This window comes from Candidatus Accumulibacter propinquus (assembly GCF_056856495.1).
In genome coordinates, this window is sequence record NZ_JBSEHC010000003.1 from 1,172,919 (window position 1) to 1,191,624 (window position 18,706).

An 18,706-nucleotide genomic window follows, 5' to 3' on the forward strand; every position below is an offset into this window, starting at 1 on the left:
ACGCAACGGAGGAAGCCATGATCCACGCCGGACGCCTTGCCGCCACGCTGCTCGTGGTTTTGGCCGCCACGCCGGTACTGGCCGACAATCTGCCCGCGGCAGCCATTGAGCTGGGCCCGATTCGTCGCAACGAACAGGGTCGGATCGAGGTCGTCAAACCGCCTGCCGATGGCCCGGCGGTCGGCAGGGACGGCAGTCAGGTGCAGGATCTGGACAAGAAGGTGCCGAGTGCTGCGGCAAACGGCAGGACCATCGTCGTCGGCCCGCAGGAAGAGGTCAGGAGCATCAGCGAAGCCGCGCGCCTGGCGCGTGACGGCGACACCATCGAGATCCTGCCCGGCGAGTATCGGCAACAAGCGGTGGTCTGGACGCAAGGCCGGCTGACCATTCGCGGCGTCGGCAAGCGCCCGCTGTTGCTTGCCGATGGGGCCAGCGCCGAAGGCAAGGCGCTGTGGGTGGTGCGCAACGCCGAGATGCTGATCGAGAACATCGAATTCAGGGGCGCGCGCGTCCCGAACGGCAACGGCGCCGGCATTCGTTTCGAGCGTGGGCATCTGAAGGTCTTGCGCTGCGCGTTCTTCGACAACGAGATGGGCATTCTGACGGGCAACTTTGCCGACACGGTGCTCGAAGTCGAGGATAGCGAGTTCGGTGAGGCACCCCAGCACGCCAGTGGCGCGCTGCATCACCTGCTCTATGCCGGAGGGATTGGCCGCCTGAGTGTCCGCGGCAGCCGCTTCCAGCAAGGCTTTCGCGGACATCTGATCAAGTCGCGGGCGCGCGAAAGTGCGATCCTCTACAACCTGATCGTTGACGGTGTCGGCGGCAGCGCCTCGTACGAGCTCGAGTTCCCGAACGGTGGGCTGGCCTGGGTGATCGGCAATGTCATCGGGCAGAGTCCGACGAGCGACAATCCGGATCTGATTTCCTACGCCGCCGAGGGGCAACGCTGGCCCGACAATGCGCTGTACCTGGCGCACAACACGCTGATCGATGACCGGCCCGATGGCCGCTTTCTGCGCGTCTGGACGGAGCGGATGCCGGCGGGAACCGAAGTCTGGGCGATCAACAACCTGCTCGTCGGCCGCGGCGCTTTCACGCCGCAAGCCCCAGGGCGCCATGCAGGCAACCAGTTTGCCGACAAGGCCATGCTGATCGACAACGGGGGGCAGGCGCTGGCCCTGCCGAGCAACTCGCCGTTGCGCGGCCAGGCCAGCCCCGCCGGGTTCGTCCGTGAGCAGAGTCTGGTCCCGACGGCGGAATTCCGCTTTCCTGTCGGCACACGTCAACTTGCCGTCGGCAAGCCGCTGTCGCCAGGCGCACTACAGTAGCCAGGCAAACTATTACACGCGCGACAGCAGGGCCAGAAACGCCTCGGCGTTCTGGAATCCGATCACGCGCAGGCCCTCGATCTCCTTGCCGCTGCGGTCGAAGAAGATGATTCCCGGCGGCCCGTAGAGCCTGAAGCGCTGCAGCAAAGCCCGGTCGTCATCCGAACTGGCAGTGACGTCGACCTGCAGCAAGGTCCAGCCGGCCAGCCTGTCTTGCACGCGCGCATCGGCGAAGGTGAAACGTTCCATTTCCTTGCACGACACACACCAGTCGGCATAAAAATCAAGCAATACCGGCTGCCCCGCAGCAGCCGCGATGCGGCTGTCGAGTTCGGCCAGCGAGCGCACGCGGGTAAACGCCAGGGGCCGGGTGTCGGCGCTCGCCGTGCCGCCGCGCAGGACCGACAGCGGCTGCAGCGGATCGCGCGAGCCGGCAAGCGTTCCCAGCAGCATCGCCGCGCCGAGCAGCAGCAGGACGATGCCGATGCCTTTCCAGAAGCGTTGCCAGCCCCTGGCGTGCGGCGGCAAGGGATCGAGCGCATGCAGATAGATCGCCGGAACGATCAGCAGCAGCGACCATGCCAGCATCTGGGCGACCACCGGAATCACCGGTGAGACGATCCAGACGGCGGTCGCCAGCAGGACCACGCCGAACGCCTTCTTGATGGCCTCCATCCACGGTCCGGATCGGGGCAACAAGCTGCCGGTCGAGACGCCAACGGCGAGCAGCGGTACGCCCATGCCCAGGCCCATCGCGAACAGCGCCGCGCCGCCGAGTACCGCATCGCCGGTCTGGCCGATGTAGAGCAAGGCTCCGGCGAGCGGCGCGGCGACACAAGGTCCGACGATGACCGCCGACAATGCGCCCATGGCAGCGACGCCGGGCAGCGAGCCACCGCGGATATGGCGTGCCTCCTCGGACACCTTGCTTTGCAGGAAGGTCGGCAGTTGCACTTCGTAGAAGCCGAACATCGACAGCGCGAGGACCACGAACACCGCGGCGAAGCCTCCCAGCACCCAGGGGTTCTGCAGCGCCGCCGCCAGCAGGGTGCCGGTCAGCCCGGCCGCGACGCCGGCCGCGGCATAGGTGACGGCCATGCCGAGAACGTACGCCAGCGACAGCGAGAAGCCGCGGGCGTGCGACACCGAGCGACCATGGCGCCCGGCACCGATGATGATGCTCGACAGAATCGGAATCATCGGGAAGACGCAGGGGGTCAGCGCCAGCAGCAGCCCGAAACCAAAGAAGCTGCCGATCAGCAGCCAGAAATCGGCGTGTCGGAACAGCTGTGCGATGTGTCCCGACTCGTCGCCTGCGGGGCCCGCGCGCGCGGCTGTCGCGACGAGCGGTGCCGTCGCCGGGTCCGGCAACTGCACCGCGAGCTTCTGCTGCTGTGGCGGATAGCAGATGCCAGCGTCAGCACAGCCCTGTGAGGTCAGGATGAGCGTCAGCGGCAGCGGTCCCGAGGTGTTGCGCACGACCGGCAGACGGATGATCGCTTCGTGGTAGTACACCTCGACGTCGCCGAAAGTGTCGTCGCGCTTCTCCTTGCCCGGCGGCAGGAGCGGTGCGCCGAGTTCCACAGTCGCCGGCTCGACCGTGAAACGAAACCTGTCACGGTAGAGATAGTAGCCCTTGGCGATCTCGAAGCGGATTTCCAGGGTTTGTCCGTCGAGGGCGTGCGCCGTCGGCTTGAAGGCGAGTGCCGGGTCGAGAAATTCATCGGCGCACACCAGGGTGCCTAGCAGCATGGTGAAAGCGAGCAACCAGCGGATCATGGCGGGAATCATGGAGAAGTCAGTCGGGGGGGCGCGTTTCGTGGGCGACCCAGGCGAGATAGTCGGGCAGCCCCTGGATCACGGGTAGCGCGATCACCTCCGGAAGCTCGTAGGGGTGACGATTGCGAATCGCTGCCTGCAGCGCCGGGTAACGCTCACTGGTCGTCTTGATCAACAGCGGTACCTCGTCGGCCGTTTCGAGAACACCCTGCCAGCGGTAGATCGAGTGGCACGCCGGCAGGATATTCACGCACGCCGCCAGCCGCGCCTCGACGAGTTCCCGCGCCAGATCTTCGGCGGCAGGGCGGTCGGGCAGGTTGGTCAGGACGAGCAGGGTGGTCACGGCGTGTGATTCTACTCCATCGTTCCCGCTGGTCGAGGGCCTGGCGCAGGTGTCAGTGAGTCTCGCGCTGGCTTTTCACGGCTGCGAGCTGATCGGCATCGAACAGATGGTAGCGGTTCCTGCCCGCCTGCTTCGCGAGATACATGGCCTGGTCGGCGTGGCGCAACAGCAGGTCGGCATCTGCCTCGTCCTGCGGGTACAGGGTTACGCCAATACTTGCGGAAACATTGAGCAGCGTCTCGGCGGCGGTCACCGATCTGGCAGCCGCCTGCAAAAGGCGGAGGAGCACCGGTTCGCAGTCACATGGATCCGCCAGATCGACCAGTACCGCGACGAACTCGTCGCCGCCGATGCGTGCCAGGGTATCTCCCTGACGCAGGGCGTCGTGCATGTGGCGCGCGACGCAGATCAGCAATTCGTCGCCGGCTTCATGGCCGTGCTGGTCATTGACCGCCTTGAAACCGTCGAGGTCGAGGTAGACCACCGCCAGCGACTGGCCGCGGCGCTGGCTCTGCGCCATGGCCTGGTGCAGGCGGTCGGCGAGCAACACGCGATTGGGCAGGCGGGTCAAGGCATCGTAATGGACGATGTGCTCGAGTTCGCGTTGATGGTCCTTGATCAGGGTGATATCGGTGAACAGGCCGACATAGTTCTGCGTCGTCCCGGCCGCGTCGCGTACCGCGCTGATGGTCAGCAGTTCCGCGTACACCTCGCCGTTGCGGCGCCGGTTCCAGACTTCGCCGGACCAGTGTCCCTGCTCGGTGAGCGCTTGCCACATCGCGGTGTAGAACTCCGGCGCCTGGCGACCGGACTTGAGAATGCGCGGGTTCTGGCCCAGGGCTTCGGCCCGGCTGCAGCCGGTGATGCGGGTGAATGCGTCGTTGACCTCGACGATGCGCGCGTCGGCGTCGGTGATGATGATCCCCTCGCGGGCGTGCGTGAACACGCTGGCAGCCAGTTGCAGGCGGCCCTCGTTGCGTTTCTGCTCGGTGATGTCGCGGCTGGTGCCGATCAGTCCGACCACCTGGCCGTGGTCGTCGAAGAGGGGCCACTTGCAGGTCTGTACGAAACCGGGTCGGCCATCGGCGTCATAATAGGGGTCGACCTTGTCGAGAAGCGACCGGCCCTCGCTGAAGATCGGCCGCTCTTCCTCAAAGTAGATCCGGGCAGTATCGGCGGGAAAGACCTCGAGGTCGTGCTTGCCGATCATTTCCCGCCAACTGGCGTGACCGGTGATGCGGGCCAGCGTCTGACTGCAGAAACGAAAACGGCTGTCACGGTCCTTGAAATAGACGAACTCGGGGGTCTGGTCCAGAAACGTCTCGAATTCCCGGCTGAACTCGGCGAGCGACTGTTCGGCCTGCTGGCGTTCGGCGACCTCCCTGCGCAGTTGGCTGACCAGATCGACGGCCATGGCATCGAAGGTCCGCGCCAGTACCCCGAATTCATCCGCGGCGGTACTGGCGCAGCGCACCGAAAGATCACCGCGCGCCACCGCCAGGACCGCCGCATGAAGCCTGGAGAGCGGATCCAGCACGTGCCGGGCGAGCAGGGCCGCGAGGGCGACGAGAATGACCAGCATCCCCCCCGGAACAGCAATCAGCAGCCATTGCAAGCCCCGCTCGACGGCTTGCCGGCTGGCGCCGGCCGTGTCGCCCCAGCGATTGGCGGTGTCGAAAAGGGCCTGCGTATGGGTCAGCAGTTGATCGAGCAGCAGGGTCCGGCGCTGTTGAACCTGGTCCTTGCTGGTGCCGGTGGTGGCCGCCAATTGATCGAAGCGTGTGGACAGGGCGTTGGCCTGGGCGGCCGCTTCCTGCGGCGTCGAGCGAACGTCACCGGAGGGCGCCGCCAGTGTATCGAGAAGGTGTGCGTGGTGTGCCCGCCATTGTTGCCGTATGCGTTCCTCGGCGTGCAGCGCATATTCATGCGTCAGTACCAGCAGGGCCGAGGCGTCACGGGCAACCGCCTGGGCGCGTGCCTGCTCCGCAGAGACTTGCGCAAGCTGCTCGGCAACCAACCACAGGACCGCTCCGAGCCCGACCGTGACCAGCATGGCCAGGGAAACCGCGACCGTCAACAGGGATCTGATGCGCATGTATGATTCGGCAATGCCGACCGCAGTGACACGCATTCGGCGCAAAGGCGCCGAATGCGTGAAGGTGAGGGAGTTCGGGAATTCCCCTGCCACGCCCTGCGGGCTTTGCCTGCCAGAGGGGGGAATCGCGACTGGTCGCGCGTCAGGCGAAAGCGATAGCGGAGCCACAGCCGGGCGACATACCAGGGATCGCGTTGCCGGCGCGCCGAGAACAGATCCTTCGCCCGCTGCAGCTCGTTGGCGATCAAGTCAGCAAGCCTGAGCCGGGATGGCGGAGTTTGCCTGCCACGCGGCGACGAAGGCTTCCGGCGGCACGGGGTGGCCAAACCAGTAGCCCTGCGCCAGGTCGCAGCCCTGGTCGAGCAGGATGCGCTGCTGTTCGGCGGTCTCCACGCCTTCCGCGATCACCTTCAAACCCAGGCCGTGACCAAGGGCGACAATGGCCGCGGCGATGGTGCGGTCATCGGGATCGCTGACCAGATCGCGGACGAAGCTCTGGTCGATTTTCAAGGCGCTGAGGGGGAGACGTTTGAGATAGCTGAGGCTGGAGTAGCCGGTGCCGAAGTCGTCGATGGCCAGGCCGACGCCGAGTTCTTCCAGGGCCTGCAGGGTTTCCGCCGTCTGCGGTCCGGCTTCCAGCAGGCTCGACTCGGTGAGTTCCAGCTCCAGTGCCTGCGCAGGCAGGGCGCTGGCTTCGAGCAGCCCGCGGATGCAGTCGGCGAGACCCGGCTGGCGGAAGTGGCGGGCGGCGAGGTTGACTGCCACCGGCAGGATCGGCAGACCGGCGGCGCGCCAGCGCGCCAGTTGCCGGCAGACTTCGCCGAGCATCCAGACCCCCAGTTCGACGATCAGGTCGCTGGTTTCAGCGACCGGAATGAAGCGCCCCGGTGGAATCATGCCGTGCTCGGGGTGTGGCCAGCGCAGCAGCGCTTCGGCGCCGACCGTCTGGCCGTCGCTCAGCCGTATCTTGGGCTGGTAGTAAGCGCGCAACTGGCCGCTGGCGAGCGCCTGGCGCAACTCGCTTTCGAGCACCAGGCGCTGCAGGATGGCGGCGTTCATCTGCCGGTCGTAGAACATGCGCGTGTTGCGACCCTCCTGCTTGGCCTGGTAGAGCGCGGTGTCGGCGTTTTTCAGCAGTTCGGCGAAGCTGGTGCCGTCGTTCGGGAAAAGGGCGATGCCGATCGATACCGTGGTCCGCAGGGGATGGCCGGCAACCATGAACGGTTCGCGGAACGCCGTCAGCAACTTGTCGGCCACCCGCAACGCACCGTCCTGAGCAGTACCCGGCAGCAACAGCACGAACTCGTCGCCGCCCAGTCGACAGACCGTATCCTCGCCGCGGGTAATCTCCTGCAGGCGAGCCGCCGCCTGCACCAGCAGGGCATCGCCCTCGGCGTGTCCGAGCGAGTCGTTGACTTCCTTGAACTGGTCCAGGTCGAGAAACAGCAGCGCCAGCGCGCTGCGCTGGCGTGTTGCCCGGGCCAGCGCCAGTTCCGCGTGCTGTGCCAGCAGTGAGCGGTTCGGCAGGTCGGTCAATGCGTCGTAGTAGGCCTGGTGCTCGATGCGCTGTTCGGCAATCTTGAGGGCGGTGATGTCGGTGGCCACGCCGACGTGATGGCTGATCGTGCCGTTGGCATTGCGCACCGTCCCCAGGCTGGCGAGCGCGGCGCGACGCTCGCCGTCCTTGCGCCGGGCCCAGAACTCACCCTGCCATACGCCCGCGACGGCCAGGGTCCGCGCCATGCTCTCGAAATACGCTGGCGGTTGCCGCTCGGCCCACAACAGGTGTGGCTTGCGTCCGTGTACCTCGCTTTCGGCATAGCCGGTGAGGGTGCTGAAGGCGGGGTTGACGGCGACGATGTTCCACTTCGAGTCGGTGACCATGATCGCGTCGCGCGCCGCTTCGAACACTGCCGCCGCCAGCCGCAGGTGAGCTTCGGCCTGCTGACGTTCGGTCACGTCGCGGAAATTGAAGACCAGCGCGTTCACTGCCGGTTTGTCGAGCAGGTTACTGATCGTGCTCTCCAGCCAGCGCCAGGAGGCGTCCTTGTGGCGAAAGCGATAGCGTGCCGAGACCACATCTCCCGGCCTCTGCGTCAGCTCGTTCAGCAGCGGCAGCATGAACGGCAGGTCGTCGGGATGCGTCGCTTGCTCGGGATCCAGAGCCAGGGCTTCTTCCGGGGTGTAGCCGAGGAGGTGGGATACTGCCGGGCTGGCATAGCGGATGCTGCCGTTGAACAGGGCAATGCCGTCGGGGGCGTGCTCGATCATCGCCCGAAAACGTTGCTCGCTGTCGTGCAGCGCCGCTTCCGCACGCCGTCGTTCGGTGATGTCGGCGAAGGCCACGGCGACCAGACCCGGCGCGGTCTGGAAGGCCACCATCTCGAAGCTGTCATCCTTTCCCGACTGGCCATACGCTACCCTTTCCCAGCGTCGCGCTCCGCCGGTGCGTGCCAGTTGGCGGCAAGCGGCGGGAATTTCGCTGGCCAGCAGGCCCGGGAGAATCTCCTCGACCGGTCTGTCCATGCAAGCCGCCTGGCTGATGCCGAGCATCGCTTCGGCCGCCGGATTGGCGCCGCAGAGCAGCAGCCGGCCATCCGCAGTCAGGCGGTAGAGATGGAAGCCGAACGGGGCATGCTCGATGATCTGGCGGAACTGCGCCTCGCTGGCGCGCAACGCGATGGTGCGTTCGGCGACCAGTTGTTCCGCACGCTGGCGTTGCGCCACCAGAGCGAACAGATACATCGCCGCGAGCAGGGTGAGCAGGCCGCCGCCGGCCGGAATCCAGCGATAGCTCTGATCGTGGTGACGGGCAACGAAGGCAGCGCTCGGTGCCACTTCGATGCGCCAGAAGCGGTCGGCGAGAGGAAAGTCACGGGAGAACCGCAGGTCGCTGGTCGTCGCTGCCGGGAAAGCGCCGCCTGGCGGATGATCGTACAACCAGCCTTGCTCGCTGCCGGCCGTCAGATCGAGCAGGCGGAACGACAACTGCCCGGGTTCGGCGCCCTGCAGTGCGTCGCTGACCATGTCGCCGACACGCAGGACGCCGAGCACGAAGCCGTGCAGGTGACGACGGCGCTGATCGACCTCGGCCGGCATCGGCAGACCGTGGTAGACCGGTGCAAACACCAGAATCGAATAACGTTCGCTGCTGGCCCGGTCCTGCACCAGGACGTAGCGCGCGGTGGCCGTCAGTTGCCCCTGGTCGCGCGCCTTGGCGAGCGGCGCGCCACGCGCCGGATGCTCCGGGCCGGGGGCGAAACCCAGTGCCGCCGCGTTGCCGGCGTGCGGCTCCAGGTAATACACGGGGAAATACTCGGCGCGGTCGCCGGCGCGTACCAGCCGGCCCTCGGCATTGCTTTCGGTAAACTGGAAATCCTCAAGGTGGTCCCGGCGGGCTGCGGCCTCGTAGGCGGCGCGCTGCGCGTGCGGCACGCGCGGGAGCCACTCCAGCGCCTGAAACCTGTGCCGCTCCAGCGTTGGCGTCACAAACGTGCTGAACTGCTGACGACTGACGCTGGCGACGCCGGCGAAGAAGCGTCGAACGGTTTCGATCTCGTCGAGGTTGTTTTCGATCGACGCGCGCACGCGTTCGGCCCTTTCCGCGGCTGCGGCCTGGAAATCACGGGTCAGCGCCTGCCGGCTGCGCTCGCGCCATTCGGTAAACAGGCCGTAGGTCAGGGTCAGCCCGATCAGCAGCACCAGCGCGGCCACACCCGCGGCGGCGGCGTGGCGATCCTTGTCGGTACGCTCGGCGCGCGATCGCAACCAGGTATGTATCAGCAACAGCGCCAGCATCACCAACCCGAGGGATCCGATCAGGGTCTGGCTGGTGCGCGCGGCAGTCGCGGAGATCTCCTGTCGGATCGGTGTGCGCAGCAGCGCCAACGCCTGGCCATCGAGCCCGGCCAGCGCTTCGTATACGAACAGCGTCCCGTCCGTGGCGGGTCGCAACACGGCTTCTCCAGTCCGCAGCGTATCCAGATAATCACGTTCCAGGGGCGACAGGCGTGGGTCGCTTGCCGACAGCAGTTCGAAGGTGACCTGGGTCTGCGTGCCCAGCGCGCGCAGCAATTTGTCGTCGAGAAAGCGGCCGAAGACCAGCATGCCGCGGGCCACACCGGTTCCGCGTGTGGTCACGATCGGACGTGCGGCGAGCAGCAGCAGGCCATTCTCGGTGGACAGAACACCGCCGTAGGGTTCCTCCCTCGCCAGCCGCGGCGCCAGTATCGACCAGATCGGCGGCGTCTCGCCGGCAAATGCTGCCGGCGTCAGAAAGCCACCCAGTTGAGCGTCATAGCCGCCACCGTAGAGAACCTGGCCGTCGCGCGCGAAGATGAAACAGAGATTCAGCCGCGAGTTTTTTTCCAGCAGGCGCCAGTCGCCGAGATTGGAGGCGACGAAAGCGGGGTCGCGGCTGGCCGCGAACGCGTAGGCGTCGTCCCATTGCGCCCAGTCACTCAACTCTTCGCCGAGTTCGCGCAACTCGCCATCGATTGCCGCGCGCGCGCGCGCCGCGTCCTCGAAAGCCTGCGCCTGTTCGATCTCGACGAAGGCCGGCCGCACGATCCAGCGGTCGAGCGCCCAGATGGCGAACAGGGCCACCAGAAAAGCCAGGGTGGCGGTCAGGATCGGGCGGATGCGCGGGTTCATGCGCTCAAGCTCCGGCCGCCCGGGCGCGTGCCGTTGCGGCGCGTCGCTCAGCAGGGAGAATCGTCAACGAACGGACATCGACCGTCAGGGCGCATGCGTCGGGAGCAGGGTCAGTCTCCCCGGGCCAGGACCGATTCGGCGTTGCACTAGGAAGCGTTTCCACGAGGCCGTCCGTAAGTCCGCATGCGCTCCGGTCAGCGCCCCGCCGACCGGGGATTCCAGGCCGGCGATTGCCGGTCGAATGCCCTGCCGGCATGCAACAGCAAAGCCGGCAAAACCGTTCGCGGTATTCTACCCTGCAGGAAGCGTGGGTGTGGCGGCTTCTGCTGCCCGCACCATATTGCGTCCATCCCGCTTTGCCCGGTACATGGCCACATCGGCGCTGCGTTGCAGTGTCAGTTCATCGCCGCCGTGGTCCGGGTAAAGCGCCACGCCGATGCTGCAGGAAATGCTGATCCGATGGTTCTCGATAACGAACGGCTGCTGTATCGCCTGGCGAACCTTCTCGGCGATCGCCTGCGCGCTCCCGTCGCCATTCATCGTGCGCAGGAGCAGCACATATTCGTCGCCACCAATCCGGCCGACGGTGTCGGAGTGGCGAACGCACGCCGTCAGTCGTTGCGCCACCTCGCGCAACAGCAGATCACCGACGGCGTGCCCGTAATCGTCGTTCACCGGCTTGAAGTTGTCGAGATCGAGATACAGCAGCGCCAGCGGTGAGTGATCGCGCTGCGCGACGGAGATCGCCTGTTGCAGGCGGTCGGAGAACAGGAGACGGTTGGCAAGGCCGGTCAGCGGGTCGCGTTGCGCCATCTCGCGAATACGGCTTTCGGCCTGCTTGAGGTCGCTGATGTCGGCGACGACGCCAACCAGTCGGTACGCCTTGGCGCCGGGGTCGTACATGCGGGCGCCGGTCAACAACCCCCAGAAGGACGTTCCATCCAGACGGACGTACTGCCGCTCCAGTTTCAGGAACGCGTTGCTGTTGTCGAGGAGGGCGAGCATCCGCTGCTGGGCGATGGCCCGCTCCAGGGGATCGATATAGTCGACATAAAGGCTGCCGATCAGGGTATCGAGCGGGCGATCGAACATCTCGGCCATGCGCTGGTTGGCCAGAGTGATCCGCCCGTCGCTGTCGACCACGAAGATGGCGACGCTGGAGGTGTTGAAAACGTTTGTCAGCAGCGCCTCGCGTGCCTGCAGTTCCCGGTGCGCTTCGGACAGCAGCTGGTCGGTCCGTTCCTTCATCAGCAACAGGAAGCCGGTACTGCCGAGCAGCATGAACAGAAACATGGTCATGAAGGCCGCCGTTTGCGCCGGGTTGCCGGACATCAGGCCTGTTTCTGCAGGTCCGGACAAGGCGCTGCCGGTTCGGAACACCAGCACCAGGCAAAGCAGGGCATACGAACTCGCGATCACCCGCCGCACCTGCGAGGTCCCATGGTTGCGCAGTATGGCCACACCGGCGGTGCCGAACAGGGCGATGGTGGTCAGCGAGGCGATCGCCACACGCTGGCTGGGCGTATTGCCGAACACCCAGAAGGCGACGCTGCCGACCCCGGCCAAGGTGGCGAAGAGCGTCTCCAGGCGCTGATCCTGCTTGTACGGGCTCACGAAGGCTACCGCTTCGAGAGAAAAACCGATGAACAGCAGGGTATTGCCGATCGGCGCCGACAGCAGGTCGGAAATTTCGCCACGCAGGCCGAGCAAGGCCCAGGCCGCGGCCTGGATGAGCTTGCTGATCAGGAACAGGCGGTACGGTCGTGCCGCGCCTTGATCACGGGTGTACGCCGAAAGGATGCCAACGGTGACCAGATTGCCGAAGAACAGCAGCAGGATGACCGTGCGCACATCGAGCGACCAGTGCATCATCGGGCGGCAGCGCCGTGTCGCCACAGGGCTGTTGACCGGCGGCATCGCCACCGCCTGGCGGGATCTCCGGGAGTTTCCATCAGCATTGCCGTCGTGGCCGAGGGCATGGGTTTCCTATCTCAGTCGTCGGTCGCCTGAAGCTCAGCCCGCTCGGCGTCGTTGAATACCCGCGAGCGGGTGTGGAAGGCCTTGCCTTCCGGACCTTCGAGCGAGAAGGTCCCGCCGTGGCCGTCGATGACGTCGATGATCAGTTGCGTGTGCTTCCAGTATTCAAATTGCGATTTGCTGATGTAGAAAGGCACGCCGCCGATGTCGCCGAGGTGTTTATCGCCGGCACCGATGGTCAGGTCGGTCGGCAGATAGCAGTTGGCCGCGCTGTTGTCGCAGCAGCCACCCGACTGATGGAACATCAGTTCCCCGTGTTTTGTCTTCAGACGTTCGATCAGTTCCAGCGCTGCGGGTGTGGCGATGACGCGTGCGACCATGCTGCTCTCCTCGTGTCGGGAACCTCCGGAAAAGCGCGGGGCGGTTGCCCGCCCCTGCCGGGCTGCCCGCCGTGCGGGTCAGCCACGGCGCGCCGCGCTCAGAAAAAGCCCAGTTTCTGTTCGCTGTAGCTGACCAGCAGATTCTTGGTTTGCTGGTAGTGGTCGAGCATCACCTTGTGGGTTTCACGGCCGATGCCGGATTCCTTGTAGCCGCCGAAGGTGGCGTGCGCCGGATAAGCGTGGTAGCAGTTGGTCCACACGCGTCCGGCCTTGATCGCGCGGCCCATGCGATAGGCGACATTGCCGTTGCGGCTCCAGACGCCGGCACCCAGACCGTAGAGGGTATCGTTGGCGATCGCCAGAGCCTCGGCTTCGTCCTTGAAGGTGGTGACCGCGAGTACCGGGCCGAAGATCTCTTCCTGGAAGATGCGCATCTTGTTGTGGCCCTTGAGCAGCGTCGGCTGGATATAGTAGCCGCCGGCGAGGTCGCCGCCGAGGTTGGCGCGCGCGCCGCCGATCAGGCAGGTGGCGCCTTCCTGCTTGCCGAGGTCGAGGTAGGAGAGGATCTTGTTCAACTGCTCCTGCGACGCCTGGGCGCCGATCATGACCTCGGTGTCGAGCGGGTTGCCCTGCTTGATGGCCTCGACGCGGGCCAGGCAGCGCGCCATGAAGCGGTCGTAGATCGATTCCTGAATCAGTGCGCGCGACGGGCAGGTGCACACCTCGCCCTGGTTGAAGGCGAACAGCACCAGGCCTTCGATGGCCTTGTCGAGGAAGCCGTCGTCGGCAGCCATGACGTCCTCGAAAAAGATGTTGGGCGACTTGCCGCCGAGTTCCAGCGTCGCCGGGATCAGGTTGTTGGCGGCGGCCTGGGCGATCACACGGCCGGTCGAGGTGGAGCCGGTGAAGGCGATCTTGGCGATGCGCTTGCTGGTGGCCAGCGGCATGCCGGCTTCGCGGCCGTAGCCATTGACGATGTTCAGTACCCCCGGCGGCAGCAGGTCGGCGATCAGTTCGGCCACCACCAGAATGCTGATCGGCGTCGATTCGGCGGGTTTGAGGACGACGCAGTTGCCGGCGCCGATGGCCGGGGCGAGTTTCCAGGCGGCCATCAGGATCGGGAAGTTCCAGGGGATGATCTGGCCGACGACACCCAGCGGTTCGTGGAAATGGTAGGCGACGGTGTTTTCGTCGATTTCGCTGATCCCGCCTTCCTGCGCGCGCAGGCAACCGGCGAAGTAGCGGAAATGGTCGACGGTGAGCGGGATGTCGGCGTTGAGCGTCTCGCGAATCGGCTTGCCGTTGTCCACCGTTTCCGCGTAGGCAATCACTTCGAGATTGGCCTCGATGCGATCGGCGATTTTCAACAGGATGTTGGCGCGGTCGGCGGCGGCCGTCCTGCCCCACTTCTCGGCGGCGGCGTGCGCCGCATCGAGCGCCAGTTCAATGTCCTCGGCGGTGGAACGGGCCACCGAGGTGTACGGGCGGCCGCTGATCGGCGTGATGACTTCGAAGTATTCTCCCCTGACCGGGGCGACCCACTCGCCACCGATGAAGTTGTCGTATCTGGCCCTGAATTGCAGCTTGGCGCCAGCGGCGCCGGGTGGGGCGTAAAGCATCGGACTCTCCTCTTGGTTATGGATGGCCGTACGGGGAACCCCACGGCCCGGCAGCCCTGTCGCCCGCTGCGCGCCGGTCACGCTGACGAAAGCAAGCGATTGATAAATGTCGATTTCTCTTCCATCCTGGCGGATGGATAGGAAACCCGATGTGCGCAGGGATGCCGCGATCAGTGTCTCGGATCTGCGCCGCGGCTGTCAATCGGAAATTTCCCACTGTCCGGCGTCAGGGGTCGGTCTTGCCCGCCGCTTGCCCGGCCGTCAGTTGCGGCTGGCTTGCCGCCAGTCGCGGGGCGTCATCCCGTAGGCGGCCTTGAAATGGCGGTTGAAGTGCGAGAGATCGTTGAAGCCGTTGGCGAAGGCGATGTCGGCAACCGTCTGGCGGTCACGGAAGGGGTCGGCCAGCGCCGCATGGCAGGCGTGCAGGCGCCGTTCCACCAGTGTCCGGGAAAAACTGCGACCGCTGCTTTCGAAGAGCTTGTGCACATAACGGAGCGACACCCCGAGGTGGCTGGCCAGCGCCGCCGGGTTGAGCGAAGGGTCGGCATGGTGCTGGCTCAGCCAGTTCTGCGCCGCCGTCAGCAGGGCCTGGGCCGTGCCGCCGCGCCCGGCGTCGCGGCCGCCATCGCTGGCCCCGAGCACCAGCGCCAGCAGGCCGCAGAAGTTTGCCGCCACGGCCGCCTGGCAGTCGCTGTCGATCGGCCCGGCGTGCATCAGGCTGCGGGCATAGGAGACCAGCAGCGCGTTCAGCCCGGTGGGCAACAGCGGCTCGCGTGGTGGTCGCATCGCCGGTTGCGCCAGCAGCGGCGCCAGCAGCGGGCGCGGCGCCTTGATCGTCAGATGCGCGAGGCCGGCTTCGGCATCGGCCCGCGCGACCCGCAGTGGATCGAGAAAGCACGGTGTTCCCGGCGCCGCCACCAGTTGCTGGCCGTCGGCGTACTCCAGACGCAGCGAGCCGGCCAGCGGCAGATACAGGAAAAAGGGATCGTCGGTCTCGCGGGCGATGTCTTCGCGGCTGCGCCGACGCTGATGCGCATCGGCGCGGGCGGTGACGATGTGCAGGCCGCCCAGGCTGCTGGCCCGCATTTCGGCAAGGAAGGGGCCGGAGCCACGCCGCTCGACGCTCAGGCGGGTGATCGATGCGCACACCACCTCGCGCCAGTACGAGAACTGCTCGGCGGGCCGCAGATCGGCGGTGGAAAAGACGATGTTTTCAGCCACAGCCAGCTCCCCTTTCTGAAGCCCGCGCGCGCCGCCGGCCGGTGGATGGACGCTCGCCTCGAACAGGCGAAATATACCTTGCCTGGGTGGATGCGGTCGATGTTGCGGTTGGCACGAGGGCTCGACTGGTCAGGCGCCCACCGGCGATGACAGACGTGCCTCGCTGCGATAAAGTGCCGCCGACGCCAAACGGCGACCGCAGCTTGCCGTTTGGTCTACGCTGTCCGCTCAACCCATTCCAGAAAGCGATTCAAATGAAGATCAGACAACTTGTTCCGGCATTGCTCTACGGCCTGCTGCTCGCCGGCCCGGTTTTCGCCGACGCCAGGTTCGAGGCCGAGACCACCAGGGAAGCGGAGGCCGTCAAGCTGGCGCGCGACACCCAGGCCGGTGGCTACGAACTGCTGACGGCGGCCGAACTGAAGAAGATGATCGAGGAAGGGAAGCCGATGCTGCTGGTCGACACCATGCCCTACGACGCCAGCTACCGGAAGGAACACATTCCGGGTGCGCAGCAGTTCCTTTTCCCGGTGCCGAGAATGAGCACCTGGGACACCCGTGAAACCGACGGCAGGACGGAAGCCGATTTCGCGGCCTTGCTCGGTGCCGACAAGGCCAGGACGCTGGTGTTCTACTGTGGCTTCGTCAAATGCACGCGCAGCGACAACGCCGCGGCATGGGCACGCAAACTCGGCTATACGCAGGTCTATCGCTTTCCCGGCGGGCTCTTCTCCTGGAAGGGCGCGGGTTTTCCGCTCGAAGCCGTGCAGTAGCGCAGCATCGGGTCGCCGGCGATGTCGCCCTCCCGGTTGGCCTGCGCCGCCTTGGCCGCGTCAGCGGGCTATTTTCGGCCGGCGCGGACAGGTCCGCAGTGGCCTCTACATGGCCGCGCCGGCCGCCCTCCGCTGCAAGGTCGCACCGCCTCGTCGTCGGCAGGCCCAAGAAGGTCGCCCTCGTCGCTTGCAGGCCTTCCTCAACGCCAGGGTCAGAACCGGAAAATCCTGGGACGATTCCTTTCGCACCGCTTGACTTGAATGTCGGTTGCTTGTTCGGTAGGGTGTGCACCCGTGTGGCCGGCTCCGGCAGCCGTCGCCGCGCGCGTGCCTTGCGACACGCGCCGGCTGTGTATAATCTCGTCACGAGAATGGTCATCGCCCGCGTCGGCGCTGAGAACGTTCACCATTGCTGCCCCTGGAGGACGGTCAAGCCGCGCATGTCCTGTTGCATTCCCGATTACATGGACCTTGCTGCCCTCCGTTCGGTGGTTCCCGACCGCATGCCTGCCTGGCATCGCCACGCGGGGGCGCGCACCCGGTGACCGGACATCCGCCTTTCATTGAGGAAACGCGCTTCGGAAACTGGTTCCTCAAGACCGCTACCTGGAAGGCTTATGTCCTGTGTGCGGCGCTCGACGATCTGCAGCGCCTGTTGCCGCCGGGCGAGCGACGCTTTGACCGGGTGCTCGACGTCGGCTGTGGTTTTGGTCATTCCTTCGCAGAGCTGGCGCGGCGTTTTTCGCCTGCACTGATCGTCGGTCTCGACGCCGATCCCAGGCTTGGCAGCCGGAGCGCGGGTGCCGCTGTGGCCTGTTCTTGTCCGGTGCAACTGCATGCCGCCAATGCCGCACGCATGGATTTCCCGGACGCTTCGTTCGACCTCGTCTTCTGCCATCAGACCTTCCACCACATCGTCGAGCAGGAACAGGCGATGGCGGAGTTTTTTCGGGTTCTCAAGCCGAACGGGCTACTGCTGCTGGCCGAGTCGACGCGGCGCTACATCCACTCGCTTCCGATTCGGCTGTTGTTTCGGCACCCGATGAACGTGCAGAAGCGTGCCGCGGAATACGTGGCGATGATTCGCGCCGCAGGCTTTGATCTTCCCGAGCGGCGTATCTCGACGCCGTATCTGTGGTGGAGCCGGCCCGACATCGGTTTCCTCGAGTGGATCGGCCTGCGCCTGCCGCGGAATCCCGAGCCGACGCTGCTCAATGTGGTGGCCACCAGGCCGCGCTGAACTCCAGCGAAAACGCTGCTGCGTTCAGTCGCTGAAACGCCGGAAAATCAGGCTGGCGTTGGTACCGCCGAATCCGAAGCTGTTCGACATCGCGCTGTCGATCCGGCGTTCAATGCTGTGGCGAAGAATCGGCATCCCTTCCGTGGCCGGGTCGGGTTGCTGCAGGTGCGCACAGCCGGCGACAAAACCACGCTCCATCATCAGCAGCGAAAAGATCGCCTCATGCGCGCCGGCGGCGGCGATCGGGTGGCCGGTCAGCCCCTTCGTCGATGACAGCAGCGGCACGCGCGTCGCGAACACTTCGCGCACCGCGGCCAGTTCGCTGAGGTCACCGACGCGCGTCGAAGTCGCGTGCGTGTTGAGGTAATCCACCTCGCCGCCCGCTTCGGCGAGTGCCAGGCGCATGGCACGCACGGCACCGCTGGTCGCCGGGTTCAGCATGTCCTGGCCGTCCGAACAGGCGCCGTAGCCGGCAAGCTCGGCGAGAATCCGGGCGCCGCGCCGGCGTGCCTGCTGCAGTTCCTCCAAGACCAGGATGCCGGCACCGCCGGCGATGACGAAGCCGTCGCGGCTCAGGTCGTAGGGGCGGGAAGCGGTTGAGTCCTGAACGGCCGTCGACAGCACGCCCATCGCATCGAACAGCACGGTGGACGTCCAGCGCAGTTCTTCCGCGCCACCGGCGATGACCATTTCCTGCTTGCCGAAGCGGATCAGGTCGGCGGCGTGGCCGATGCAGTGTGCCGAACTGGCGCATGCCGAGGTCAGGGAATAGCTGATCCCGCGTATGCCGAAGGCGGTGGCCAGACACGCCGAGGTGGTGCTGCCCATGACGCGTGGCACGATGTAGGGAGCGACCTTGTCGATGCCGTTACGGCGCAGCGTATCGACGGCGGCCACATGTTCGAAGGGCGAACCCACGCCGGAGCCCACCACCAGCCCGGTCCGCGGCGAACCGAGCAGTTCCGGCGTCAGCTCGGCACCGGCCAGCGCACGCCGCATGGCGTGATAGGCAAATAGCGAGGCGTCGCCCATGAAGCGGCGAGTCTTGCGGTCGATCGGGGGTTCGTGCTCGATGTACGGGACACCGGCGACAAGACTGCGCAGGCCCAGGGCCGCATGCTCCGGCATGTATCGCACGCCGGAAACGCCGCTGCGCAGCGCCTCGGCGACCCGGTCGAGATCGTTGCCCAGGCAGGAAACGATGCCCATCCCGGTGATCACCACCCGCCTCAAGGAGCGCTTCCGGTCGGGGTCCCAGGCAAGCCGCCGCGGCACAGGAATGGCGAAAGGCGGCG

12 protein-coding genes are annotated in these 18,706 nt (G+C 66.0%); 3 read left to right on the plus strand and 9 right to left on the minus strand.

The genetic code is table 11. The annotated features are described in order from the left end of the window. Positions 1 to 17 precede the first annotated feature (17 nt). Positions 18 to 1,331, plus strand: a complete 1,314-nt coding sequence (locus AC15MQ_RS11325) for a right-handed parallel beta-helix repeat-containing protein (RefSeq protein ID WP_287653478.1) — start codon at positions 18 to 20, stop codon at positions 1,329 to 1,331. Between the two features lie 12 nt (positions 1,332 to 1,343). On the opposite strand, the gene dsbD is transcribed toward AC15MQ_RS11325, so the two are convergent. From dsbD to AC15MQ_RS11365, 8 genes are all read right to left on the minus strand, one after another. Beyond that, positions 1,344 to 3,110: a protein-disulfide reductase DsbD gene (gene dsbD, locus AC15MQ_RS11330; protein ID WP_483080154.1), complete on the minus strand. Its 1,767-nt coding sequence runs from the start codon at positions 3,108 to 3,110 to the stop codon at positions 1,344 to 1,346. A gap of 19 nt (positions 3,111 to 3,129) precedes the next feature. After that, on the minus strand, positions 3,130 to 3,453 hold the full coding sequence (cutA, locus tag AC15MQ_RS11335; RefSeq protein ID WP_483080155.1) for a divalent-cation tolerance protein CutA: 324 nt from the start codon (positions 3,451 to 3,453) through the stop codon (positions 3,130 to 3,132). Positions 3,454 to 3,505: 52 nt separating this feature from the next. After that, positions 3,506 to 5,548 carry a diguanylate cyclase domain-containing protein gene (locus tag AC15MQ_RS11340; protein ID WP_483080156.1) on the minus strand — a complete coding sequence of 681 codons (2,043 nt, stop codon included), beginning with the start codon at positions 5,546 to 5,548 and terminating at the stop codon, positions 3,506 to 3,508. Positions 5,549 to 5,797: 249 nt separating this feature from the next. Continuing rightward, positions 5,798 to 10,201: an EAL domain-containing protein gene (locus AC15MQ_RS11345; protein ID WP_483080157.1), complete on the minus strand. Its 4,404-nt coding sequence runs from the start codon at positions 10,199 to 10,201 to the stop codon at positions 5,798 to 5,800. Between the two features lie 291 nt (positions 10,202 to 10,492). Then, on the minus strand, positions 10,493 to 12,118 hold the full coding sequence (locus AC15MQ_RS11350; protein WP_483080158.1) for a diguanylate cyclase domain-containing protein: 1,626 nt from the start codon (positions 12,116 to 12,118) through the stop codon (positions 10,493 to 10,495). Between the two features lie 74 nt (positions 12,119 to 12,192). After that, complete coding sequence (locus tag AC15MQ_RS11355) at positions 12,193 to 12,558, minus strand: DUF779 domain-containing protein (protein ID WP_287653483.1); 366 nt, start codon at positions 12,556 to 12,558, stop codon at positions 12,193 to 12,195. 98 nt (positions 12,559 to 12,656) lie between these two features. After that, positions 12,657 to 14,177: an aldehyde dehydrogenase gene (gene adh / locus AC15MQ_RS11360; protein WP_483080159.1), complete on the minus strand. Its 1,521-nt coding sequence runs from the start codon at positions 14,175 to 14,177 to the stop codon at positions 12,657 to 12,659. Positions 14,178 to 14,438: 261 nt separating this feature from the next. Further along, entirely contained in the window at positions 14,439 to 15,398 is a 960-nt protein-coding gene (locus tag AC15MQ_RS11365) for a helix-turn-helix domain-containing protein (RefSeq protein WP_483080160.1), read from the minus strand. 254 nt (positions 15,399 to 15,652) lie between these two features. On the opposite strand from AC15MQ_RS11365, the gene AC15MQ_RS11370 reads away from it, so the two are divergent. Continuing rightward, positions 15,653 to 16,171 carry a rhodanese-like domain-containing protein gene (locus tag AC15MQ_RS11370; RefSeq protein WP_483080161.1) on the plus strand — a complete coding sequence of 173 codons (519 nt, stop codon included), beginning with the start codon at positions 15,653 to 15,655 and terminating at the stop codon, positions 16,169 to 16,171. A 541-nt stretch (positions 16,172 to 16,712) separates the two neighbouring features. Continuing rightward, a complete protein-coding gene (locus AC15MQ_RS11375; RefSeq protein ID WP_483080162.1) occupies positions 16,713 to 17,411 on the plus strand; it encodes a class I SAM-dependent methyltransferase in 699 nt (232 codons plus the stop codon). Between the two features lie 24 nt (positions 17,412 to 17,435). Here AC15MQ_RS11375 and AC15MQ_RS11380 read toward each other — a convergent pair whose 3' ends face one another. Continuing rightward, positions 17,436 to 18,644, minus strand: coding sequence for a beta-ketoacyl synthase N-terminal-like domain-containing protein (locus AC15MQ_RS11380; RefSeq protein WP_483080163.1), 1,209 nt, complete (start codon positions 18,642 to 18,644; stop codon positions 17,436 to 17,438). Positions 18,645 to 18,706: the final 62 nt, after the last annotated feature.